The 19,347-nt window shown below is 37.6% G+C and carries 19 protein-coding genes; 13 read left to right on the top strand and 6 right to left on the bottom strand.

The genetic code is table 11. The features are described 5' to 3' along the window. Nucleotides 1–14 precede the first annotated feature (14 nt). The 10 genes from ACFSKV_RS05050 (at nt 15) to ACFSKV_RS05005 (ending at nt 7,595) form a co-directional block, all read left to right on the top strand. Nucleotides 15–461: a YqhA family protein gene (locus ACFSKV_RS05050; RefSeq protein WP_380800804.1), complete on the top strand. Its 447-nt coding sequence runs from the start codon at nt 15–17 to the stop codon at nt 459–461. Nucleotides 462–522: 61 nt separating this feature from the next. After that, nucleotides 523–795, top strand: a complete 273-nt coding sequence (locus ACFSKV_RS05045) for a hypothetical protein (protein WP_380800803.1) — start codon at nt 523–525, stop codon at nt 793–795. Between the two features lie 24 nt (nt 796–819). Then, nucleotides 820–1,401, top strand: a complete 582-nt coding sequence (locus ACFSKV_RS05040) for a hypothetical protein (protein ID WP_380800802.1) — start codon at nt 820–822, stop codon at nt 1,399–1,401. 431 nt (nt 1,402–1,832) lie between these two features. Continuing rightward, nucleotides 1,833–2,915 carry a serine hydrolase domain-containing protein gene (locus tag ACFSKV_RS05035; protein WP_380800801.1) on the top strand — a complete coding sequence of 361 codons (1,083 nt, stop codon included), beginning with the start codon at nt 1,833–1,835 and terminating at the stop codon, nt 2,913–2,915. 193 nt (nt 2,916–3,108) lie between these two features. Continuing rightward, nucleotides 3,109–3,624, top strand: coding sequence for a GNAT family N-acetyltransferase (locus tag ACFSKV_RS05030; RefSeq protein ID WP_380800800.1), 516 nt, complete (start codon nt 3,109–3,111; stop codon nt 3,622–3,624). Between the two features lie 14 nt (nt 3,625–3,638). Then, complete coding sequence (locus tag ACFSKV_RS05025; protein WP_380800799.1) at nt 3,639–3,899, top strand: two-component regulator propeller domain-containing protein; 261 nt, start codon at nt 3,639–3,641, stop codon at nt 3,897–3,899. A gap of 196 nt (nt 3,900–4,095) precedes the next feature. Further along, nucleotides 4,096–5,004, top strand: a complete 909-nt coding sequence (locus ACFSKV_RS05020; protein ID WP_380800798.1) for a helix-turn-helix domain-containing protein — start codon at nt 4,096–4,098, stop codon at nt 5,002–5,004. A 199-nt stretch (nt 5,005–5,203) separates the two neighbouring features. After that, on the top strand, nt 5,204–6,115 hold the full coding sequence (locus tag ACFSKV_RS05015; RefSeq protein WP_380800797.1) for an SDR family NAD(P)-dependent oxidoreductase: 912 nt from the start codon (nt 5,204–5,206) through the stop codon (nt 6,113–6,115). Nucleotides 6,116–6,125: 10 nt separating this feature from the next. Then, nucleotides 6,126–6,938: an SDR family oxidoreductase gene (locus ACFSKV_RS05010; RefSeq protein WP_380800796.1), complete on the top strand. Its 813-nt coding sequence runs from the start codon at nt 6,126–6,128 to the stop codon at nt 6,936–6,938. 234 nt (nt 6,939–7,172) lie between these two features. Then, a complete protein-coding gene (locus tag ACFSKV_RS05005) occupies nt 7,173–7,595 on the top strand; it encodes a DUF1801 domain-containing protein (RefSeq protein ID WP_380800794.1) in 423 nt (140 codons plus the stop codon). A 35-nt stretch (nt 7,596–7,630) separates the two neighbouring features. Here the strand turns inward: ACFSKV_RS05005 and ACFSKV_RS05000 are convergent, their stop codons facing one another. The 5 genes from ACFSKV_RS05000 to ACFSKV_RS04980 form a co-directional block, all read right to left on the bottom strand. Continuing rightward, a complete protein-coding gene (locus ACFSKV_RS05000; RefSeq protein ID WP_380800793.1) occupies nt 7,631–8,080 on the bottom strand; it encodes a CHY zinc finger protein in 450 nt (149 codons plus the stop codon). Nucleotides 8,081–8,320: 240 nt separating this feature from the next. Next, entirely contained in the window at nt 8,321–8,818 is a 498-nt protein-coding gene (locus ACFSKV_RS04995) for a hypothetical protein (RefSeq protein WP_380800792.1), read from the bottom strand. A 19-nt stretch (nt 8,819–8,837) separates the two neighbouring features. Continuing rightward, nucleotides 8,838–10,298, bottom strand: a complete 1,461-nt coding sequence (locus ACFSKV_RS04990; RefSeq protein WP_380800791.1) for a SusD/RagB family nutrient-binding outer membrane lipoprotein — start codon at nt 10,296–10,298, stop codon at nt 8,838–8,840. Then, nucleotides 10,298–13,405 (bottom strand): SusC/RagA family TonB-linked outer membrane protein, encoded by a 3,108-nt coding sequence (locus tag ACFSKV_RS04985; RefSeq protein ID WP_380800790.1) that lies wholly within the window; start codon nt 13,403–13,405, stop codon nt 10,298–10,300. The genes ACFSKV_RS04990 and ACFSKV_RS04985 overlap by 1 nt, the downstream gene beginning before the upstream one ends. 701 nt (nt 13,406–14,106) lie before the next feature. Beyond that, nucleotides 14,107–14,736, bottom strand: coding sequence for a response regulator transcription factor (locus tag ACFSKV_RS04980; protein ID WP_380800789.1), 630 nt, complete (start codon nt 14,734–14,736; stop codon nt 14,107–14,109). Nucleotides 14,737–15,250: 514 nt separating this feature from the next. Between ACFSKV_RS04980 and ACFSKV_RS04975 the strand changes: the two genes are divergently transcribed. After that, nucleotides 15,251–16,030, top strand: a complete 780-nt coding sequence (locus tag ACFSKV_RS04975; RefSeq protein ID WP_380800788.1) for a carbon-nitrogen hydrolase family protein — start codon at nt 15,251–15,253, stop codon at nt 16,028–16,030. 1 nt (nt 16,031) lies between these two features. Beyond that, nucleotides 16,032–16,409: a GNAT family N-acetyltransferase gene (locus ACFSKV_RS04970; RefSeq protein WP_380800787.1), complete on the top strand. Its 378-nt coding sequence runs from the start codon at nt 16,032–16,034 to the stop codon at nt 16,407–16,409. A 177-nt stretch (nt 16,410–16,586) separates the two neighbouring features. On the opposite strand, the gene ACFSKV_RS04965 is transcribed toward ACFSKV_RS04970, so the two are convergent. Then, the gene (locus ACFSKV_RS04965; RefSeq protein WP_380800785.1) at nt 16,587–17,759 is read right to left on the bottom strand and encodes a helix-turn-helix domain-containing protein; all 1,173 of its coding nucleotides are present in this window, start codon (nt 17,757–17,759) and stop codon (nt 16,587–16,589) included. Between the two features lie 278 nt (nt 17,760–18,037). On the opposite strand from ACFSKV_RS04965, the gene ACFSKV_RS04960 reads away from it, so the two are divergent. Then, the gene (locus ACFSKV_RS04960) at nt 18,038–19,345 is read left to right on the top strand and encodes an amidohydrolase family protein (RefSeq protein ID WP_380800783.1); all 1,308 of its coding nucleotides are present in this window, start codon (nt 18,038–18,040) and stop codon (nt 19,343–19,345) included. The last annotated feature ends 2 nt before the right edge of the window (nt 19,346–19,347 follow it).

Here is a 19,347-nt window from a genome sequence, read left to right as displayed (position 1 = left end):
AGCAAAATCAATCTATGAACTGGATATTCAAAACCACAGTCTTGGTCATCTCCTTGACCATGTTTGCGAATTTTCTCTTCACCGCTGGCATAGGGGTTTATAAGACAATTCATGCCTACGCTATTTTGTATGCTGATGGGATTGCGGGGAAGCCTGGGCTTGAAATAATCGAGTCACTCGATTTGTTTTTAGTCGCTTTTCTCTTCCTTATCCTTTCATTGGGCTTTATGAAATTGTTTTATCCTGATTTCAAAGGCTTCAATAAAATTACTTTGCCATGGCTGAAAGTAGACGATTTCTTTCAGTTAAAGCACTTAACCTGGAATGCCATTTTGTTAACGTTATTAATCACTTTCGGTACACATGTAATCCGAACGACTGGACCATTAGAGTGGACCATGCTGATAGTTCCTGCCGCCGTATTCCTTTTTGCTATGAGTGCAAAGATGCTCAAACACTAACAAACGCGCCTGACATTTATTGATTGGGTCTCAAACAACGAAAAGATATAAAGACGAAAATATGAACAGAATAATGGTAATGATTACCCTTTCGGATAATGGAATAGAAACAATCAAATCAAATCCCGAATTGCCGAAAAAGGAAATGGAATTCGTGGCCCGATGGAAGGAAGAAGGCTTTTTGGAGAGCTTTTTTATTTCGGTTTCAAAAAAAGATGCCGTTTTGAATTTCAAAAACCTTGATGAATCCACAACAAAGGGACTTATAGAAGTATTGCCTTACTTTCCGTATATGGCCAAAATTGAGTACCACAACTTGAATAAGCAGTTCTAATAATATAGCACCGTGGATAGTTAAATGAAGTGGTCATTAAATATCGGAACAATAATAATCCTGACGGTTCTTTTAACATCCATGCGCGTAATGGGTCAGACAGAATCAGTGGATGAGGATGAAAATGAAGCATCCAATAAGCACCGTCTGACAATATTAATGGCAAACGCTTTTATTCCTGCAGCGGACAATATTGCAGATCAGAACAGTGTGTTTATTGTACCGGCCTGGGGTATCAATTATGATTACTGGTTCAATCATAAAATTGGTATCGGTCTCCATAACACTTTTATTCTTCAACAATATAAAATTGAAAAAAGCCAAGAAAATGTCATTATAGAACGGTCCTTTCCAGTGATCGTAACTGGAGAATTTTTGTTTAAGCCTGTAAGAAATTTAACTATATCATTAGGGGTAGGACGTGAATTTGAAAAACATGAGAGTTTTACCGTTATAAATACAGGCATTGAATATGGGTTTGAACTGCAGCATGGAATTGAGCTAAGTCTTAATTTTTTGTACGACAACAAAATTGATGCTTATGACAGCTGGATGTTTGGCGTAGGATTCAGCAAATTCTTTTCGTGGACCAACAGAAAGGAGTAAGTTTCGTCATGGCCCTGTTCAGACGTGTTTTTTTCCTTTTTCTTGTTCTGACTGCAGGGACCGTTCAAGGGCAGGAATCAAGCAATCAAATCTGATTTTAAACCCCTCGGATTAAACATTTTTAGAAGCAGACATGCCTTAAGAGTTTTATCTTGTTTGACACAGAGAAATTAGTCAAAAAAAATGTGCGCTTCGGGAAGCCGCACTACTACTTGAATACCCTAATTTTTATCTAATCCCCAATGCATCACAAATTTTCCTGACAATTGCCTTCTGATCTTTCCAGGATGCTTTCTGATTAAAGAATTTTTTAGTAGATTGAAAAGATAACAAAACCTAAGCCAAACTAATAAATTGTGGTTGAATAAGTATGGAAAAGTAGGTGTTATAAATAAGTTATGCCTTATTTTAATAAACCGAAACGCAACAAAATGAAGAAACTAATAATCATTGCAATACTTTTTCAAACCATTAACCTCTTTGGACAAGAAAAGAATTTTCAAACGAAGGCAAACGACCTCATTCAAAGTGCTATAAATGATAATCAAACTATTGGTATTGTGGCAGGTTTCTGTATTAATAAAGAAATAAAATGGCAACAAGGTGCAGGATATTGTGATTTAAAAAATAAAATAGCATTTGACACTCTTACTAAAACAAGAATTGCCTCTATAAGCAAACCAATGACAGCAATTGCAATACTCCAACTTTATGAGAAAGGGAAATTAAATTTAGACGAACCCATTCAGACCTACTTGCCGGCTTTTCCGAAAAAGAAAGAAGGAGACATTACCATTAGACAACTTTTGCAACATTCTTCAGGTATTGACGGATATAAGAATAACAAAGAACAAGAAAACGAAACCAACTATGCTAATTTAGAAGACGCTGTTTCCATATTTAAAGACAGGATTTTGATTGCCACACCTGGGGAATCTTTTAATTATACAACATATGGCTATGTGGTTTTGGGACTCATTATTGAAAAGGTTTCAGGAATGAGTTATGAATCCTATTTACAAACAAACATTTGGGATAAAGCCAAAATGACAAATACGGGAATTGAATATTTCAATAAAGAAATCCCAAATAAATCAATGATTTATCACAAAGATTCAAATGGAAGAATTAAAGAAGCGAAACAAACAAATTTAAGTGACAGAATTCCTGGAGGGGGATTTTATTCGACAGTAACAGATATGTTAAAATTTGGAGACGCAATTCTGAATAATACTTTACTGAAAGAATCAACATTTAAAATGATGACTGAAAATCCATTGCTAAAAACTAAAGGAAATGGTTATGGTTTGGGTTGGTATTTATATGGTGAAAATCCGAAATATGGAAATGTTTATGGACACAATGGAACCCAAACAGGTGCTTCCACATTTTTAATGCTCTTACCTAAGGAAAAAACAACAATCGTAGTGATGTCAAATACTTCGGGTGCAATGCAAATAGTATCAGATATAACAATAAAATTATTTGACATTGCGGCCGAAGCTAAAGATTAAAAAAACAAGGCACACACCACCTACCCAAAAGTGGCAGTTCAGTGGTTAAAACATCCCGATACCTCGGGATTGAACTTCTATCAAAGTTTGCGCTTGGTTGACAGTGCAGTGCTTCGAAATCGCCACCTTCGAGTAATAGCAAAACGACGTTTTCGGGCTAAAAAGACAAACTGATCAAAACTAAGTGACTAAAATGATAGAAACGGCAAGACTAATTTTAAAACCATTGACGTACAAACAACTGGTGAAATACGCTAAATGCGACAACTCATTGGAAGCTGAACTAAATTTGAATGAAACCTCAAGGACAATTTCTGCAGAACTAAAAGAGGCATTGGAGCAAACAATTATGCCAAATGTTGCGGAAGAGACAAAAAATTATCTGTATTCCACACTTTGGACAGCAATTTCAAAAACTGAAAATAAAATGATTGGTGACCTATGCATTGTTGGAGAACCAAATGCAGACGGAGAAATAGAAATCGGGTATGGAACTTATGAGGAGTTTCAGGGAAAAGGATATATGACAGAAATTGTTGGTGGAATTATTGATTGGGCAAAAACACAACCTTTGATTAGGTCAATCACAGCTTCCACAGACAAGAAGAATACGGCATCGTTCAAAGTTCTTCAAAAGAATAACTTTATCAAAGCAGAAGAAACAGAAACCTCATTTAATTGGAAATTGCAAATAAAAAATGACCATTAATATTATACATCGCAATGAATTTAGACGGTTACCTTGCTAAACCGAATGATGAAGCAAACATTAAATCACAACAATTTTCTAGAAACACCGGGCTGCAAGCTGTTTTTGCCATGGAAGAAGATTCAGAAGGAAACATTTGGTTTGGAGATAGGGATTCAGGTGCTTGGAAATATGGTGGAATAACGCTGACAAACTATACCGTTGACAAAAAACCGAAACCTCAAATGATTTTGAGTATATCCGAAGGCAAAGACAAAACTTATTACTTGGAATAGCAGAAGGTTGCATTTATAAATTTAACGGAAAAACATTTGATAAATGGCATTGAAAAAAATACTAACGCACAATCGAGTTGACGGCTGTGAGGCATAGGCCCAGAGTGCTACTGTTAAAAACAAATCGTGGTAAGCATTCAGCGATTTGTGTTAAGGAACTTCAAAACGACAGAATAAGTTTGTGAAAAGAAATAGTATGAGAGAACAGATTATTCATTCAAAATCAATTACTGAAATTAGAGCGGTTTTTGGCCTGGATAAGCCAACACACCCATTAATCACCATACTAGACACTCAAAAGCTCGCTTATGGAGAAGAGACAGTTGGAAAACGTTTTTCTTCTGATTTGTACTGCATTGCTCTAAAAGATTCAAGTTGCGGAATTGATTATGGGCGAAATTCTTACGACTTTGAAGATGGGGTATTGATTTTTACCGCACCGAAACAGGTCATTACTGTTAAAAAACCGCAAGCACTAAACGAAGTTCAAGGGTGGATGCTTTACTTTCATCCTGACCTTATCAGAAATACTGCCCTTGGCTCAAAAATTGAGACTTACAACTTCTTTAACTACGAAGTTCACGAAGCACTACACCTTTCTGAAAATGAACAAAATACGCTCAATCAAATAGTTCTGCTGATTCAAGATGAAATAAAAGAGCGAATTGACAATCACAGTCAGCAAGTATTAGTTTCGAATATTGAATTGTTACTAAATTATAGCAAGCGATATTATGAAAGACAGTTCAACACTCGCTCAGCAAGCCATATTGATATTGTCTCTAAGGTTGAGTTGTTGTTAAAAGATTACTTTTCCGAAAATCAACTTATTGAAAAAGGACAGCCTACCATTCAATACCTTGCTTACCATTGCCATTTATCGGCCAGTTATTTGAGCGACTTACTGACCAAAGAAACAGGACGTTCTGCAAAAGACCACATTAACGATTTTCTTATAGACAAGGCCAAACAATTGCTACTCGGTTCTACCGATTCAGTTAGCGGAATTGCCTATTCACTAGGTTTTAATTACCCCCATTATTTCGGGAGACTGTTCAAACAAAAAACAGGAAAAACACCCCAAGAATACCGTCAATTAAATTAGAATAAAGGGAGAAAACAGCTTCCTATTTTTTTTCTGCGATTTGTGTTTAACCTTCCACTATTCGTGTTAAGCCAACATTCATATCTGAAGGATATTTGTTTCATACAACCTTTAAAATTTAAAAAAGATGAAACATAAAATTTTAATTACCGGTGCAAGTGGCGCTTTCGGAAGTCTGACCTCACTCAATAAATAAGTCATGAAAAATCTTAAAAATTACGTGTTTATCATAAGCCTTGTTCTTGTATCAGGCTTGCATCATAATGTTGTGCAGGCACAAAATGATTCCACTACTGAGCGTAAAGAAGGCTCTCAAGTTATCATCATCACAGGTACTGCATCAGGTTTTGGCAAAGCCGCAGCAGAGAAATTAGTGGCCAAGGGTCATGTCGTTTATGGCGGCGACATCAATGTTGAAGGCAATGCTTATCTCAATAAAATTGGCGGTCATTCTCTTGAAATGGACGTGACCAATGATTCCCAGGTTCGTGCCGGAATTGAACGCATCATTTTAGAACAAGGCCGCATTGATGTATTGATCAACAATGCAGGGTATGGTGAATTTGCCACAATCGAAAACATAAGTATTGATGACCTCAAACATCAGTTTGACGTCAACGTGTTTGGTTATGCCCGTTTGCAGCAGGCTGTTCTACCCTATATGCGTAAGCAACGGTCAGGACGTATCATCATTGTTTCTTCTGTAATCGGTAAATTCTCACTACCAATGCTCGGTTGGTACGCATCAACCAAACATGCTGTTGAAGGTATGGCAGATGCACTAAGACAAGAAGTGGCACAGTTTGACATTGAAGTAGTGAAAATACAGCCGGGAGCTGCTAATACAGGGTTTGGGGCAACAGCCTTTGCCCGACTTGAGCAGTCCTACATTCCGGATGATTACCGTGCAATAATAGATGCCAGTGTTAAATCTTTAGAGAACAATTTCGCATCTGCACCATATGCTGAGGATACCGCAGAAACCATCGTTGATGCTACAGAATTAGTGAAACCAAAAATTGCTTACATCACAGCAAATGCACATGAAATTGTACGATTGAGAAAGGAAATGTCAGAAGAGGATTTTTACAAAATGTTTTCAAATAAATAATCCTAACCAAATGAAAAAAACCATATTAATAACGGGGGCAAGCAGTGGGATTGGAAAAGCCACCGCCCTTCATTTTCAAAAACTAAGGTGGAATGTAATTGCCACCATGCGTTCGCCTGAAAAGGAAACGGAACTGAACAATTTGGAAAATGTCCACTTGGAGAGATTGGATGTACTCGATTTAGCATCCATTGAAACAGCGATTAGCAATGGTATTTCAAAATTTGGAAAAATAGATGCCCTTTTAAACAATGCAGGTTATGGAGCATACGGGCCTTTAGAAACATTCCCACGAGAAAACATTGTTCGGCAATTTAATACTAATGTGATTGGCTTAATTGATGTTACCAAAGCGATTATACCACATTTCAGAAAAAATCGTAGTGGCGTAATTGTCAATATCTCATCAATTGGTGGACAAATGACCTTTGCCTTGGGTTCACTCTATCATGGAACAAAGTTTGCCGTAGAAGGAATTTCAGAGTCATTACACTATGAAATGGCAGCAATAGGTGTGAAAGTTAAAATTATAGAGCCGGGATTTATTGCTACTGATTTTGGTGGACGTTCTTTCGACTTTCAAACAGGAGAGATTGAAGACTATCAACCTATGATTAACGCTTTAATGAAGCAATGGCAGAATCCAAATAACACAGTTTCACCACCAAGTTTGGTTGCAGAAGTAATATATAATTCAGTAACTGATGGGACAAATCAATTGAGATACAGAGCAGGAGAAGATGCTAATTTCTTATTGGATAACCGGAGGAAAATGACAGATGAGGAGTTTTTTGAAATGATGAATAACAAATTGGAAAAATAAAAAACGGTAGCAAATACGATTTATAAGCCATAGCGGTTTAGATGCAAACTTGAACCGCTTTTGAATTTTAATAAGAATCTTACTTTCTTAATAGTTAATGGCGATAAATTCGCTAATGCTTATACAATAGACCTTTGTTTCAGAATCAATGATACTATGGTTGAGATAATGGCAATTTTTGGAATGCAAGATTTGAAAAATATACTTTAATTTATGGTTTCTATCTCATGAATTATGGCAGAAATAAAGACCAAACAGACAGAAGCTGATGTCATTGAATTTATCAACGCATTTGCCGATACCGAACAAAAGAAAAAAGACAGTTTTGAGCTCCTTAAAATCATGCAGGATTTTACCGGATTCGAACCCAAAATGTGGGGGCCTTCAATCATTGGTTTTGGAAAATACCATTATAAATCCGAAAGAAGCAGGCAGGAAGGAGATTGGCCATTGGTGGGTTTTTCACCCAGAAAAGCAGCTATTTCCCTATATGTTTATTCAGCCTGTTCAGGGCAGGAGGAACTACTCAAAGATTTAGGGAAATTCAAAATGGGAAAAGCCTGTATTTATGTCAAAAAACTATCAGACATCAACCAGGAAACCCTCAAAAAATTAATGAAGACAACTATTGATTTTCTGCAATCTAAATATGGTTAAGGATTACCCTTAACAGAATTAATCGGATGATAAAGTCAATCAATTTCTTCCTTTTCTGATTCCTTTGTCTCAAAATACAGATGATAATGATTGCTGCAGCCAGGATTAAAACTGGATTTGCAATGTGGACAGGTGTTTTCTGAGGCCATATAGTCTTTGATGCTCAATTCATTGCCACAAACTCCACAAAGTATCGCATTTTGGTCAAATTCTGACTTGGGCCAAACTTTGTGTTGATGGTCAGCTTCTTCTTCATGACAGGAAAAACAAGGGTAATACTTATCGCAGCACTTGAATTTAATTGCAATGATATCCAGTTTCGAATACCAATGCACACATCGGGTTTGATTGTCAACTGATTTACCGTAAACAGTGATATCTCCAATTTGGATGAAATTAAAATGCTCATAATCCTTTTCCTGGGCAAAAATAGATTGGACAATAAACATGGTCAGAACAAACGTGATCAGGAAGGTTTGTTTCATTTTTCAAATTAGGAATAATCGGTTTGATTTTACAACCAAAAGCAAAAAGAATGGGATTTTAAATTATTCAATTTGTCAAAATTAAATACTTGGAATTACCCCCTCTTCTTTCCACCAATCCACCGGAGAAGAAAAATACCTTTATCTGATTTAACAGGCTTAGCTAAAAAAGAAGCCACCATTGGGATTTTCATCCTTCAGGTGGCTCCGGTAGGCAATTGCAGCAATTTTATACTTGAATTACTTTCTTACCCTTACCCTGCTCCTCATAGTAACCACGGTTTCGTTATTCTCCAAAGTCACCAAAAACATAAAAGCCACGTTATCAGAAAATCCACCTTCAGGTATTGAAATCACCACAGAAGGGCGTTTTTCACGGAATTCTTTCAAACTGGTTTCGAATACAACCTTATTTCCGATTCCTTGAATAGGTTCATCGATGTAATCACCCGAATTTCGAAGGGTGTTTACATTAATATTGTTACCACCTGCAGCAACGGCAGTGATTTCCTTGATGCCCATTCCTGCCTTTTCCGGAATTTCCATTTCAAAAACAATGGTATCATCTTCTGATTCAATGACACTGATATACGGATCACCTCCAAAAGCAGTGGCATTGGAAAATACAATCGGATAGTCTGGTTGATTATCCCTATTTAACTGGCCATAATCCTGTTCACAGGAAAATAATCCAAAGGTTATTGCACCTAAGAGCATTTGTTTTATATACTTTTTCATATCATTGATTTATTTAATTTCAGCCAATATCCCACCATACGCGAACATTGGGCTGAACCAGCTTGAAATTGGGATTTCTGGCAAGTTCCTGATCAACATAAACGATCCTGACTGGCCTGGTACCATCGATACCCTGGGCGTTTTGGTGGTCAAGCAATCTTGGAAATCCTGTTCTTCTGAAATCATTCCATTGCTCCAATCCATTTCCATAGAGGGCTATATATTTCTGAGTAATGATCTTTTCAAGGTTTTCTACTTCAGATCCACTCAAAGTTACCTCATCAGGATTAGATGCGAAATAAGCATCGATCTCCACCATATTCAGACCTGCATCTTCCATAGATCTTCTTATTCCTTCCTGGAAAAAATCCTGCGCATTACCTGCAGTTCCCAAGGTAAGGACTGACTCTGCTAAGATAAAGTTAACCTGGGCAGCTGTGATCAATCGGGTCGGTCCTTCACCAGATTCCCCTGTCACATAAGCGCTGAATCTTGACCAGGAGCTTACCGGCTGAGGCAGTGCCCCTCTGAAACCATTATCAATAGTCACATAGTTTCCACTTGGTTTGGTCACGTAAACAGGTAATCTTGGATCATCTTTACTTTGAAGCAGATCCACAAAACGTGTACTGATGAGCATATTGTCTTTGAATTGACTCTTCTCTGTCCATTCATAAATCGGTGACCAGCTTCCACTTATTCTCCCAAATTCCATAGTCATGTTATCTGCATTGGTTTTGATAAAATTATCCCTTTGCAGAACAGTACCGATAATCTCTCTAGCCTTTTCAGGCTCAGCAGATGAAATGGTATTGGCAAGTTTCAACAGCAATGATTCACCTGCTTTAGCCCATAAAGCCATATTTCCCCCATAATAAAGATCATCCTTGGCTGGGGAGAAAACAGATACTTTATCAAGATCTTCAAGTCCTTCTTTAACCAGATCAAAAAGGCTTTGGATCTGCTCAGTTCCCATATAAATTTCCTTTTGACTGTCCAATTTAGGTTGGCGGTTAACCTCTCCCTTCAAGGCTTCTGAATAAGGTATATCTCCCCAGGCGTCAGTTGTCAAAGCAAAGGTGTAAGCTTTCATGATTTTTCCTATTCCGGAATAAGCAGGACTTTCGAGTTTATCAGCTTCCTGAATCAACAACTCTAAATTGATCAGGGCGCCATTGTAAATCTCAAATCGCCACTGGTTTCCAAAATCCGCACCTGTCATATTATAGATATCGTACTGGGCTGGTGCATTGGATGCTCCAGCGGTCACAGACATTACAGTTGAAGCAAAGCGGTTCAGTTCATTACTGTTTGCATAAGCGCTTGCAGCCAATGCGGTGGACAGCAATACATCGGGAGAAACAGCCACTGGGTTGTTGGGCGTTTCATTGATGTCAAAGAATTCATTGCAGGAACTGGAAGAAAGCAGTATGGCCATCCCCAATCCCACCTTGATTGTATTTCTTAATATTTTTCTCATTACAAAGTAAATCTTATGTTAAAACCATAATTTCTGGTCTGCGGGGCCCCATTAAGGTCCATACCCTGTATGTTTCCTGCTCCTCTGGTATTGAGTTCAGGATCTGTCGGGAATCCTGGAGCAAAGAAGAATAGGTTTCTTGCACTTACTCCGATGGAAGCCTGGCCAAATGGAGTTTGGTTCAGCCATTTCCTCGGAAAATTGTAGCTCATAGCCAACTCCCTTAACCTGTAGACAGTGGCATCAAATACAGCTCCTTCAGATCCGAGACCTCCTAAAGCTGTAAAATAGTCCTGTGCTGGTATCTGAATGTAGTTTTTGCTGTAAGTCCCATCTCCGTTATCAATCACCCCTGGCAAAACCCTGGGCAAATGTCTGTCCACACCTGTGTAATCTATATGTCCCCCTGTTTTGAGGTCTGCTTGTGAGAAGGAGAATATTTCACCACCATACCTCACATCAATCAGTGCCGACAAAGAGAAATTTTTAAAGTGGAAGGTATTATTTAATCCTCCCAACCAATCAGGTTGCACATTGGCCACAATTTGACCTCCCACTCCTGGAAAGAATGTTCCTGTTGCCGGATTGATCAGCAACTCTCCATTTTTATTTCTTGGAAAAGCTGATGCGATTATGACTCCATAAGGTTGCCCCACGGCAATTGATGGAGAAATTCCGACAAAGTTATTTCCTGTAATCACTGAATTTTCTACCCCTTCTGAAATGGAAACAACCTTATTTCGGATCCTGGTAAAATTTAGATTGACATCCCAACTAAAATTTCCTCTATCCAAAACAGTGGCAGAAAGAACAGCTTCAATACCTTTATTGGTCATCTTTCCAATGTTGGTGGTTCTGGTATCAAATCCTGATGAAGGCGAAACTGCTACATTGAATATTTGATTGGTACTGACGGTATTAAAATAGGCAAGGTCCAAACCAATTCGGTTTTGGAATAGCCCAAGATTGATTCCCCCCTCATAGGAGGTGACGAATTCAGGAGTAAGATTTGCACTCCCTATCCTGCCACCCACATTGAAACCTGGAATGTTTTCCCCTCCTACTGCAAATGGAAACCTGATCTGAGCCACATTATTTCCCAAGGTGGTGGTTCCAAATGTGGTCTGGAGCAGGTAAGGATCAGCATCCCTGCCCACCTGCGCCGCACTTGCTCTTAATTTCAGGTATGAGAGCTTATCTGAGGTAATATTAAAAGCATCTGTAAGCACAAAGCTCATAGCAGCCGATGGGTAGAAATAGGAGTTGTTTCCTTTCGGTAATGTGGAAGACTGGTCAACCCTTCCTGAAAGCTCCAAGAATAGATACTCCTTGTAATCTAATGCCAATTGGGCATAATGCCCCATCAATCTTCTTCTATTGCTGGTTTCTGTGGAATTGTTAAATACATTTCCATTGTCAACATGGTCAAATCCCGGTAATACAAAATCCAATGAAGAAACAGTCATATTCTGAAAATCCCTTTGATTGATGTTCTGACCCAAAAGCAATGTGGCATTGACACCAGAACCAAAGAGATTTTGTTTGCGCATATTGATCAATAAGTCACCATTCAACTCAGAACGGTAAACCATATCTTCATCAATCTGACCTTGCGGGGTCCTTACTGAACCAGGCCTGAGTAGTAGTTTTCGCCTATCCGTGTAGGTATCACCAGTAATCCGATATGAAATATTTAACCAGTCTGCAAAATCATATCCAATGTTGAAGCCTCCAAAAAGCCTATCAACTTTGGAAGTCAAATATTCATTTTCAATACTCCAGAGCGGATGGTTTTGGGTAGGATTATAGTAGATGCTTCGTTTCCGGATAGGATCTTCGTAAGGTGCTGAAAAATCAAATGACCTTGGAATCCTTGTAATCTGACCCAATGCTGAACCTCCGTTGCCCATGGTGGTATTGGACTGGGTAGAATTTACATAAGTAAGGGTCCCTCCTACTTTGATTCCGTTCTGAAGTTTTTTGTTACCTGCCAACTGGACACTATAGCGGTCAAATAAGCTTCCCGGAATGATGCCGTCCTGATTCGTAGAACTCAAACTTAAAATAAAATTTTCATCTCTGTTTCCAGAAGCAAGACTAACTCCGTTTTGAAGGATCCTTCCTGTCTTAAAAAATAAGTCAAAATGGTCAGGATAAGCTTTATAAGGAACTTCCTTACCCTGCGTATTGGTCACGGTTTCAAAACCTGGAGTTCCGAATCTTGGACCCCAAGAGAATGAAGATGTGGGCACAAAATTCCCAAATGTCCCTTGACCATAGTTGTTCTGCAAATTCGCAAATGGAATAGGATCCTGAAAATTTACTGAACTGGTTACGGTAACAGCAGTTTTGTCATTAAGGCCTTTACCACTTTTTGTAGTAATAATGATGGCCCCAGCAGATGCCCTGGAACCATATAGTACAGAGGCTGCGGGTCCCTTGAGAATATTGATGGACTCTATAGTCTCCGGAGCTATGTCATTTAACCGGTTTGCCGGCTGAGAACCAAACAGGGTATTTTGGGTATTGTCGGTGTCATTACTCAGGATGATTCCATCCAATACGATCAAAGGTTGGTTACTCCCAGAAAAAGAGGTTATCCCCCTAATATTGATATTGGTTGAGGCGCCGGCAGCACCTGAGGCCGAACCGATTGTGACACCTGCCACCTTTCCCTGTAGGGCGTTCAGCACATTAGGCTCAGACCTTTGGGCCAATGCATCTCCTTTTACAGATTGCAGGGAATAGCCCAAGGACCTTTCATCTCTTTCCAAACCCTGTGCCGTAACCACAAATTCCGTGAGCGCAGTAAGGTCTGAAACCAAAAGAACATCAAGCTGACTTTGACCGGTGTAAGCCACCTCTTTGTTCAAGTATCCTATATAACTGAACACCAGGGTAACTGACTCTTCAGGAACCTGAAAGGAGTAATAGCCATCCAGATCCGTGACCGAACCAATGGATGTTCCTTTTACCAGGATATTCACTCCTGGCAATCCATCCGGGGAATCCTGGGCTGTCACCCTTCCCGAGACAGTTTTACTCTGTGCCATTAATGCAGGAATAGTAAGCACTATCGCTGCCAATAGCAGTAAAGCTTTCTTCATAATTAAACTGTTTATTTTGGTAGTAAAATATAGACTGATCTGTGGGCTTGGACCTCAGTAGTCTCCGCATACTTTGCAGAACATAAAAGTATTTTGACTAAAAACTTTAAAAAACACCCAATTTGGGGTAATTAACGGGTACAAATACCATTCATTTTGGGTCATGTATCCCCCATTTAATATTTGTGGGTAGGTTTGAAAATTACATTTTGGAAAAAGGATTATCCAGATTGAAAACTAGATGTAAAAATGAGAGAGAACTTTTTAAATGAGCGTCAAACAATCCAAAACTGAAAAGTTAACTACCTGTTATTTAAAACCTAAAGGATCTTGCATTTAATAAAAACCATATCCCTAAAATTCAGAATAAAAAAGACAGATCGGAAAATCCGGATCTGTCTAACATCAACAACCCAACATATTTGCTTATAGTCTACTATCTACAAGGTGATATCATTCCCATTTTTGAGATGCATATTTCTTTATTCTAAAGGTTATAATGAAAAGAGAAAATAGGTCTAATTTAGACCTATTTCTACTATCATTAAACCAAAAATCCTCTATGAGAAAGTTTTACATCGTCAGATAACAAATGAGCTAGAGGAGAACTCATTATAAAAGCAAATTTATATTTGGAAAAATTATCCTTAAACACCTCATTAGGGGTATATTTTTATTACTTAATCCCCCATTTCGGGGGATCAGAGATATTTTTTTTCTCTGGCCAGTTCCAATGCCTCTGCTTTTGAATTCACTTCCAGTTTTGCATAAATATTCTTTATGTGGGTTTTGGAAGTTTCTTTGGAAATAAATAAGGTATCTGCAATCTGTGAGTAGGATTTCCCTTCTGCAATCAATTTTAATACATCCTTTTCTCTTTCTGAAAGAGGGGAGTTCGGATTACTATGGAAATTAGAAATGACCAATCTGGCTATTTTGGAACTCATTGGGGCGCCACCTTTAACCAATTCATCCAATGAGGATAACAATTCCAGATAATTATAACTTTTTTCAATAAAACCGGAAGCCCCTGCCCTAAATGCTTCAAAAACAAGGTCATTATCCTCATTTTCAGCAATAATCAATACTTCAATATAAGGATATTTAGATATGATATATTTGGTACCCTCAATACCATTGACCACACCGGAAAGGTTCAAATCCATCAAAATTACGTTGGGGCGGTCCTTCTGAAGATTAGGAAAAGCTTCCTCACAGGTACTGTAAGTGTTGACCAAAAAAAACTTTTCCACGCTTTTGATGATCAGTTTGTAACATTCTCTCAATTGCTGGTCTTTCTCAATAATGACAATTCTATTGTTGTATTTCATAATAAATAGTTGGTTATTCTGGTATAGGTAATGATCTGTTTTTCAATTATTTAAACTGACACTTTATCAGTTAAATAGGTGCAATTGGGTATTGGCTTACCTGCAGGAAACAAAAGCCGTTTTATGAGTTTATAAAGAGGTCTTAGGAAAAAACTTCCGATACCGAACATGTTTTGACCGATAATGAACACTTTTTTTCCTTGAATACTGAAATTTCATCTTTTACAATTTCACCCAATTTTTTTTTATTACTACTCTTTAGAAAGACGCACATCGTTCATCTGACGTTTTATGGTTTTATCCCTCGATTTGGGGGATTTTTACTTATTTTAGATTTCAATTCATAACCAAAAATACAGGGCTGTTCTCTTTAGATTGTTCGCATTTATAAAATGGTCCATATTTTGTGAAAATTTGGTTCGGGATTGCAAGATCAAACCATTGGATTAATTCTTTTTTTGAATTTTGTCAAATAAAAATTAATTCTTCTTATTCTCTACCTAACCTATCTACTATGAAGCCTTCCATCCAAGCAGCTATTTTCCAATTCCCTGTGGTTCAAGGTGATCTGGATCATAATTTAAATTATATCTATCAGGGTCTGAAAGGCCAAAGTGCTGACCTGATTGTTCTGCCAGAATTATGCACCACCGGTTATTTCCTAAACAATGTTCAATGGAGGCGTTTTTCTGATCCCCATGCCTGGGAAACTTCCATAGATTTATTGACTGATTTGGCAAAGTCATGCAATAGCCATCTACTGGTTACTTTACCCAAAATTATCAAACAAAACCTCTATAATATTGCCTACATCATTAATGAGGATGGTATTGTAGGAGCTCAGGCAAAAATTCATATCACCGATGATGAAAGGAAATTTTTTACTGCTAATCCCATAAAAAGAATAGAGCCAATTGCCACAGACTTTGGAAAAATTGGGATTTTTTCCTGTTTTGACCTTTGGAATTCAGCCCTTTTGAGACAGATCAAAAGTGAAGAAATCGATCTGATCTGTTCACCCTGTTCCTTTGGTTCGGATATGACCCCTGCCATAGGAAAAAGCAGAACCTTGGAATTCTCCACTCCTCTTGTACTTTGTAACAGAATTGGAACTGAAACTATTGAAAAAGAAGAGGTTGAATTTGTTGGAATGAGTACCATATGGAATGCCAAAGGAAATGTGATGGCACAGACAAACAAAGAAGAAATCTTCCTATCAGTTAAACTTCCTTTGCCCAAGAAATCGGAATTACCTTTTTGTAAGGAGTTGGCATTGGAAATGAACTGGAATTGAAATGATGGTAAAAGACATCAAGATTGAAGAAATTTCCAGCCATGAAGCTCCCATTGAGCTTATGCTTTTGGCTGATCCTTCCAGAAGTATGATTGTTGAATACCTCGGTCATAGTACTATCTTGACAGCAAATTTTAAAAAAAAAGTCATTGGTCTTATTGCTCTTTATCCCATCGAAGAATTAAAGCTGGAGATAAAAAATCTAGCTGTCCTACCACACTACCAAAGTCAAGGTTTAGGCAAATTTCTTATCCAACATGCTGAAAATTTTGCAAGGTCAAAAGGTTTTTTTTCACTTCGTATCTGTACAGGAAACTCAAGTTTTTCTCAATTGGCCCTCTATCAAAAACTAGGTTTTCTTATTACAGGAAAAGTGTAAAAATTCTTTTTGAAGCATTATCCAGAGCCTATAATTGAAAATGGGTTTTTATGCACAGATTTAATTGTACTTGAAAAGGGTATAAGGTGATTGTTTTTTAATGGAATTTATTTTACAGGTATTTCCGATAAACAGACCCTACCTAATTGAAACCTGTTTTTATTTATTTAAATCAAATTAACTCCTCAAGTTGTGATTTTTATATTCTGTTGGAGTCATCCCTGCATGCTTTTTAAATGCGGTATTAAAGGCCGTCTTGGAACTGAATCCTGATTCAAAACCAATTCCGATCATGGAAAGATGGCTGAACTTTTCGTTCATAATCATTTTTTTTGCCTCCTCTACCCTGTAGCCATTAACCAATTCAAAAAAGTTTTTGCCAAGAGCCAAGTTGATGGACTGGGAAACCATATAAAGCTGTACGCCTAACTCATCTGCTACCTGTTTGATACTCAAACCCTCTTCCCTGTACAATTTTTGTTCTTCCATAAGCTTCAGAACATTCTGAGCTATCAATTGATGCTCTTCTGTCAGTTCTTTCTCTGGTTTTTGTTCAGATTCTTCCAAAATCTCCTTCTCAGGTTCTTCTTGCTTTTCCTGGATCATTCTGAGCTGATAAATTCGGGGATTCAATTTTCCTTTGATGGTAATGAAATAAAGAAAAGCTGTATAGATGACAACATTTAGAATACCATTATAGGGTTTGTACCATTCTACAAAAGTAAAGGCTACAAAAATCAACAAGTAATCTACCAATCCAATAATATACCTACCATAAAAAATCTGCTTTGCCCATTTGACCCCTACCGCATTCAAATCTGAAAAATTCTCTTCTGCCTTTTTTCTGTACTTGATCAATTCCTTATAGGTAATAAAGAAATAAAAAGCCATGGTAGCAAACAACCAGCCTATACTTAGAATCTCAAGTGTGGAGCCAAAGAACTGATAAACATACCCATCCGTTTCCAATGCCTTTGGTACTTTATACATGGTTATGGCTCTGATTCTGATTATATCAATAATCCATATGGGAAGATGGTACCATTGCTTTCTCCAGTTGATATGGGAATAAAGACTTTTTACATATAAAAAAAGTGAAATATACACCAATAACCTAAAACTATAAATGATCCAACTTGTATCAGCTGGCATCCATTCCACAATCCTTGAAGCAATCAATAAATAAGCCTGAATAAAAATAAAGGCGCTCAATAACCGGTTGGAAGTGCTGTGTTCTTGGGGGTAAAACAAGACAACAACAGCCAAAATAAAACCTTGAATAGCTCCCAAGAAACTAAACAAGACCTTGAAATTTTGCAAAATCCAGTCCGAAAATTCAGTTAAGCTCATGAATAAAGGGTTGAATATTCAAAATTAGGCATCCCCACTACTTTTCCAAATAATTTTTTGACTTAGAAGCTATCATTCCATATTTACCATTCTGGCCATCAGTAATATTATGAATGACCAAATTTAATTTTTTTCACTCTACACTTGGGTGAGGCAAGACAGATTTCAGAATTAAAATTTGGCTTTTAAAATTTTTCCAAAAAACCAGGACGACTTTTCAAATCGGAACGTCCCAGCACCTATAGAACTATATTATTGCATCAAAAATCAAATTAATCATGCCATTATTCCGGACTATCGCTATTTTAATTTTTGCTATTACACATCCCTTTTCATTGAATGGTCAAACATATATGATAAAAAGTGTGAATGTGATTGAGGTGGAATCAGGGAAAATAAAGCCTAATCAAGAAATTCTTATAGAAAATGGGAGAATTAAAATGATAGGAGTCGGATTAATAGTTGATGATTTAACTATTGATTCTTTTTTTGATGGCACTAATAAGTTTTTGATACCTGGACTCTTTGATATGCATGCCCATTTGGGACCTGAAAGCTGGTTAAAAATGTATCTGCATTATGGAATTACAGGAGTTCGTATCATGGCGGGCAACGATAAGCTATTGGAACTTAGGGATAGCCTATCTTTAGTAATGCAGCCAAACCCATCTTTGTATATTAGTTCCTGCCTCATTGATGGAAACCCTCCGCTTTGGGGAGACCAACAAATCGGACCGGTAGTGGAATCCAATACTGATATCAATCCTATACTTGATGATCTTCTCAAAAAGGGGTACAAAGAATTGAAAGTTTACAACAGGCTACCTTCTGATCAATACGAAAAAATCCTTCAATATGCCGAAAAAAACAACCTGAGAGTTAGTGGACATATTCCATACAACCTAGGGAATAACAGTTTTCCAGATCCGAGACACCATTCGGTTGAACATATGGATGGCTTTGTACAATATGCCAAACAGAATTCTTTTTTATGGGACAGCATAGGGGTGGAAGAATTACAAAGAACCTCTTTGTATAATGACTTAGTAATAGAAGACTTTGAAGAAATAAGCAACCGTATCAAGTCAAATGGAATTTGGATCTGCCCTACCCTAAGTTTGTATGGCAATATTGGAAATGATCTTATAAGGGAGCTAATCGCCCAAAATGAATTCAAAGAAGAATTGGCTGGGATTTTTGGGTTTTGGAGGACACTTGAGCGATTGAAGGGGGAATTTAATCTTAAATACACTGTCCATTCCAGTATCCTTTCAGCATATTTTAAGGATTTTTCAGAACGAATTCTCGCCGGTACTGATAGTCCAAATCCTTACAATCCTCCAGGACAGGCTCTTCACTTTGAATTAATTCATCTCGCAGAGGCAGGATTTTCCAATGCTCAAATTTTAAAAATTGCCACATTAAATGCCGCATCCTATTTAAATCTGGAAAGTGAATTAGGTTCAATTGAAGAAGGGAAAATTGCGGATATGGTACTGTTGAATCAAAACCCCTTGGAGAAGATTCAGGCAACACAGGACATCTACCAGGTTTTCAAAAATGGAAAACCAGTATTAAACAATTAATA

This window comes from Shivajiella indica (genome assembly GCF_042683085.1).
Lineage (GTDB): Bacteria > Bacteroidota > Bacteroidia > Cytophagales > Cyclobacteriaceae > Shivajiella > Shivajiella indica.
Note: the sequence above shows the minus strand (reverse complement) of the source record. Positions and strands in the feature narration are given on the sequence as shown.

Coding starts and splice junctions, on each gene's coding strand:
- ACFSKV_RS04965 (WP_380800785.1), bottom strand. CDS start 17,759: ATGAGCTTAACTGAATTTTCGGACTGGATTTTGCAAAATTTCAAGGTC.
- ACFSKV_RS04970 (WP_380800787.1), top strand. CDS start 16,032: ATGATGGTAAAAGACATCAAGATTGAAGAAATTTCCAGCCATGAAGCT.
- ACFSKV_RS05020 (WP_380800798.1), top strand. CDS start 4,096: ATGAGAGAACAGATTATTCATTCAAAATCAATTACTGAAATTAGAGCG.
- ACFSKV_RS05030 (WP_380800800.1), top strand. CDS start 3,109: ATGATAGAAACGGCAAGACTAATTTTAAAACCATTGACGTACAAACAA.
- ACFSKV_RS05005 (WP_380800794.1), top strand. CDS start 7,173: ATGGCAGAAATAAAGACCAAACAGACAGAAGCTGATGTCATTGAATTT.
- ACFSKV_RS04980 (WP_380800789.1), bottom strand. CDS start 14,736: ATGAAATACAACAATAGAATTGTCATTATTGAGAAAGACCAGCAATTG.
- ACFSKV_RS04985 (WP_380800790.1), bottom strand. CDS start 13,405: ATGAAGAAAGCTTTACTGCTATTGGCAGCGATAGTGCTTACTATTCCT.
- ACFSKV_RS04975 (WP_380800788.1), top strand. CDS start 15,251: ATGAAGCCTTCCATCCAAGCAGCTATTTTCCAATTCCCTGTGGTTCAA.
- ACFSKV_RS05025 (WP_380800799.1), top strand. CDS start 3,639: ATGAATTTAGACGGTTACCTTGCTAAACCGAATGATGAAGCAAACATT.
- ACFSKV_RS05010 (WP_380800796.1), top strand. CDS start 6,126: ATGAAAAAAACCATATTAATAACGGGGGCAAGCAGTGGGATTGGAAAA.
- ACFSKV_RS05050 (WP_380800804.1), top strand. CDS start 15: ATGAACTGGATATTCAAAACCACAGTCTTGGTCATCTCCTTGACCATG.
- ACFSKV_RS05045 (WP_380800803.1), top strand. CDS start 523: ATGAACAGAATAATGGTAATGATTACCCTTTCGGATAATGGAATAGAA.
- ACFSKV_RS05040 (WP_380800802.1), top strand. CDS start 820: ATGAAGTGGTCATTAAATATCGGAACAATAATAATCCTGACGGTTCTT.
- ACFSKV_RS04995 (WP_380800792.1), bottom strand. CDS start 8,818: ATGAAAAAGTATATAAAACAAATGCTCTTAGGTGCAATAACCTTTGGA.
- ACFSKV_RS05015 (WP_380800797.1), top strand. CDS start 5,204: ATGAAAAATCTTAAAAATTACGTGTTTATCATAAGCCTTGTTCTTGTA.
- ACFSKV_RS05035 (WP_380800801.1), top strand. CDS start 1,833: ATGAAGAAACTAATAATCATTGCAATACTTTTTCAAACCATTAACCTC.
- ACFSKV_RS05000 (WP_380800793.1), bottom strand. CDS start 8,080: ATGAAACAAACCTTCCTGATCACGTTTGTTCTGACCATGTTTATTGTC.
- ACFSKV_RS04960 (WP_380800783.1), top strand. CDS start 18,038: ATGCCATTATTCCGGACTATCGCTATTTTAATTTTTGCTATTACACAT.
- ACFSKV_RS04990 (WP_380800791.1), bottom strand. CDS start 10,298: ATGAGAAAAATATTAAGAAATACAATCAAGGTGGGATTGGGGATGGCC.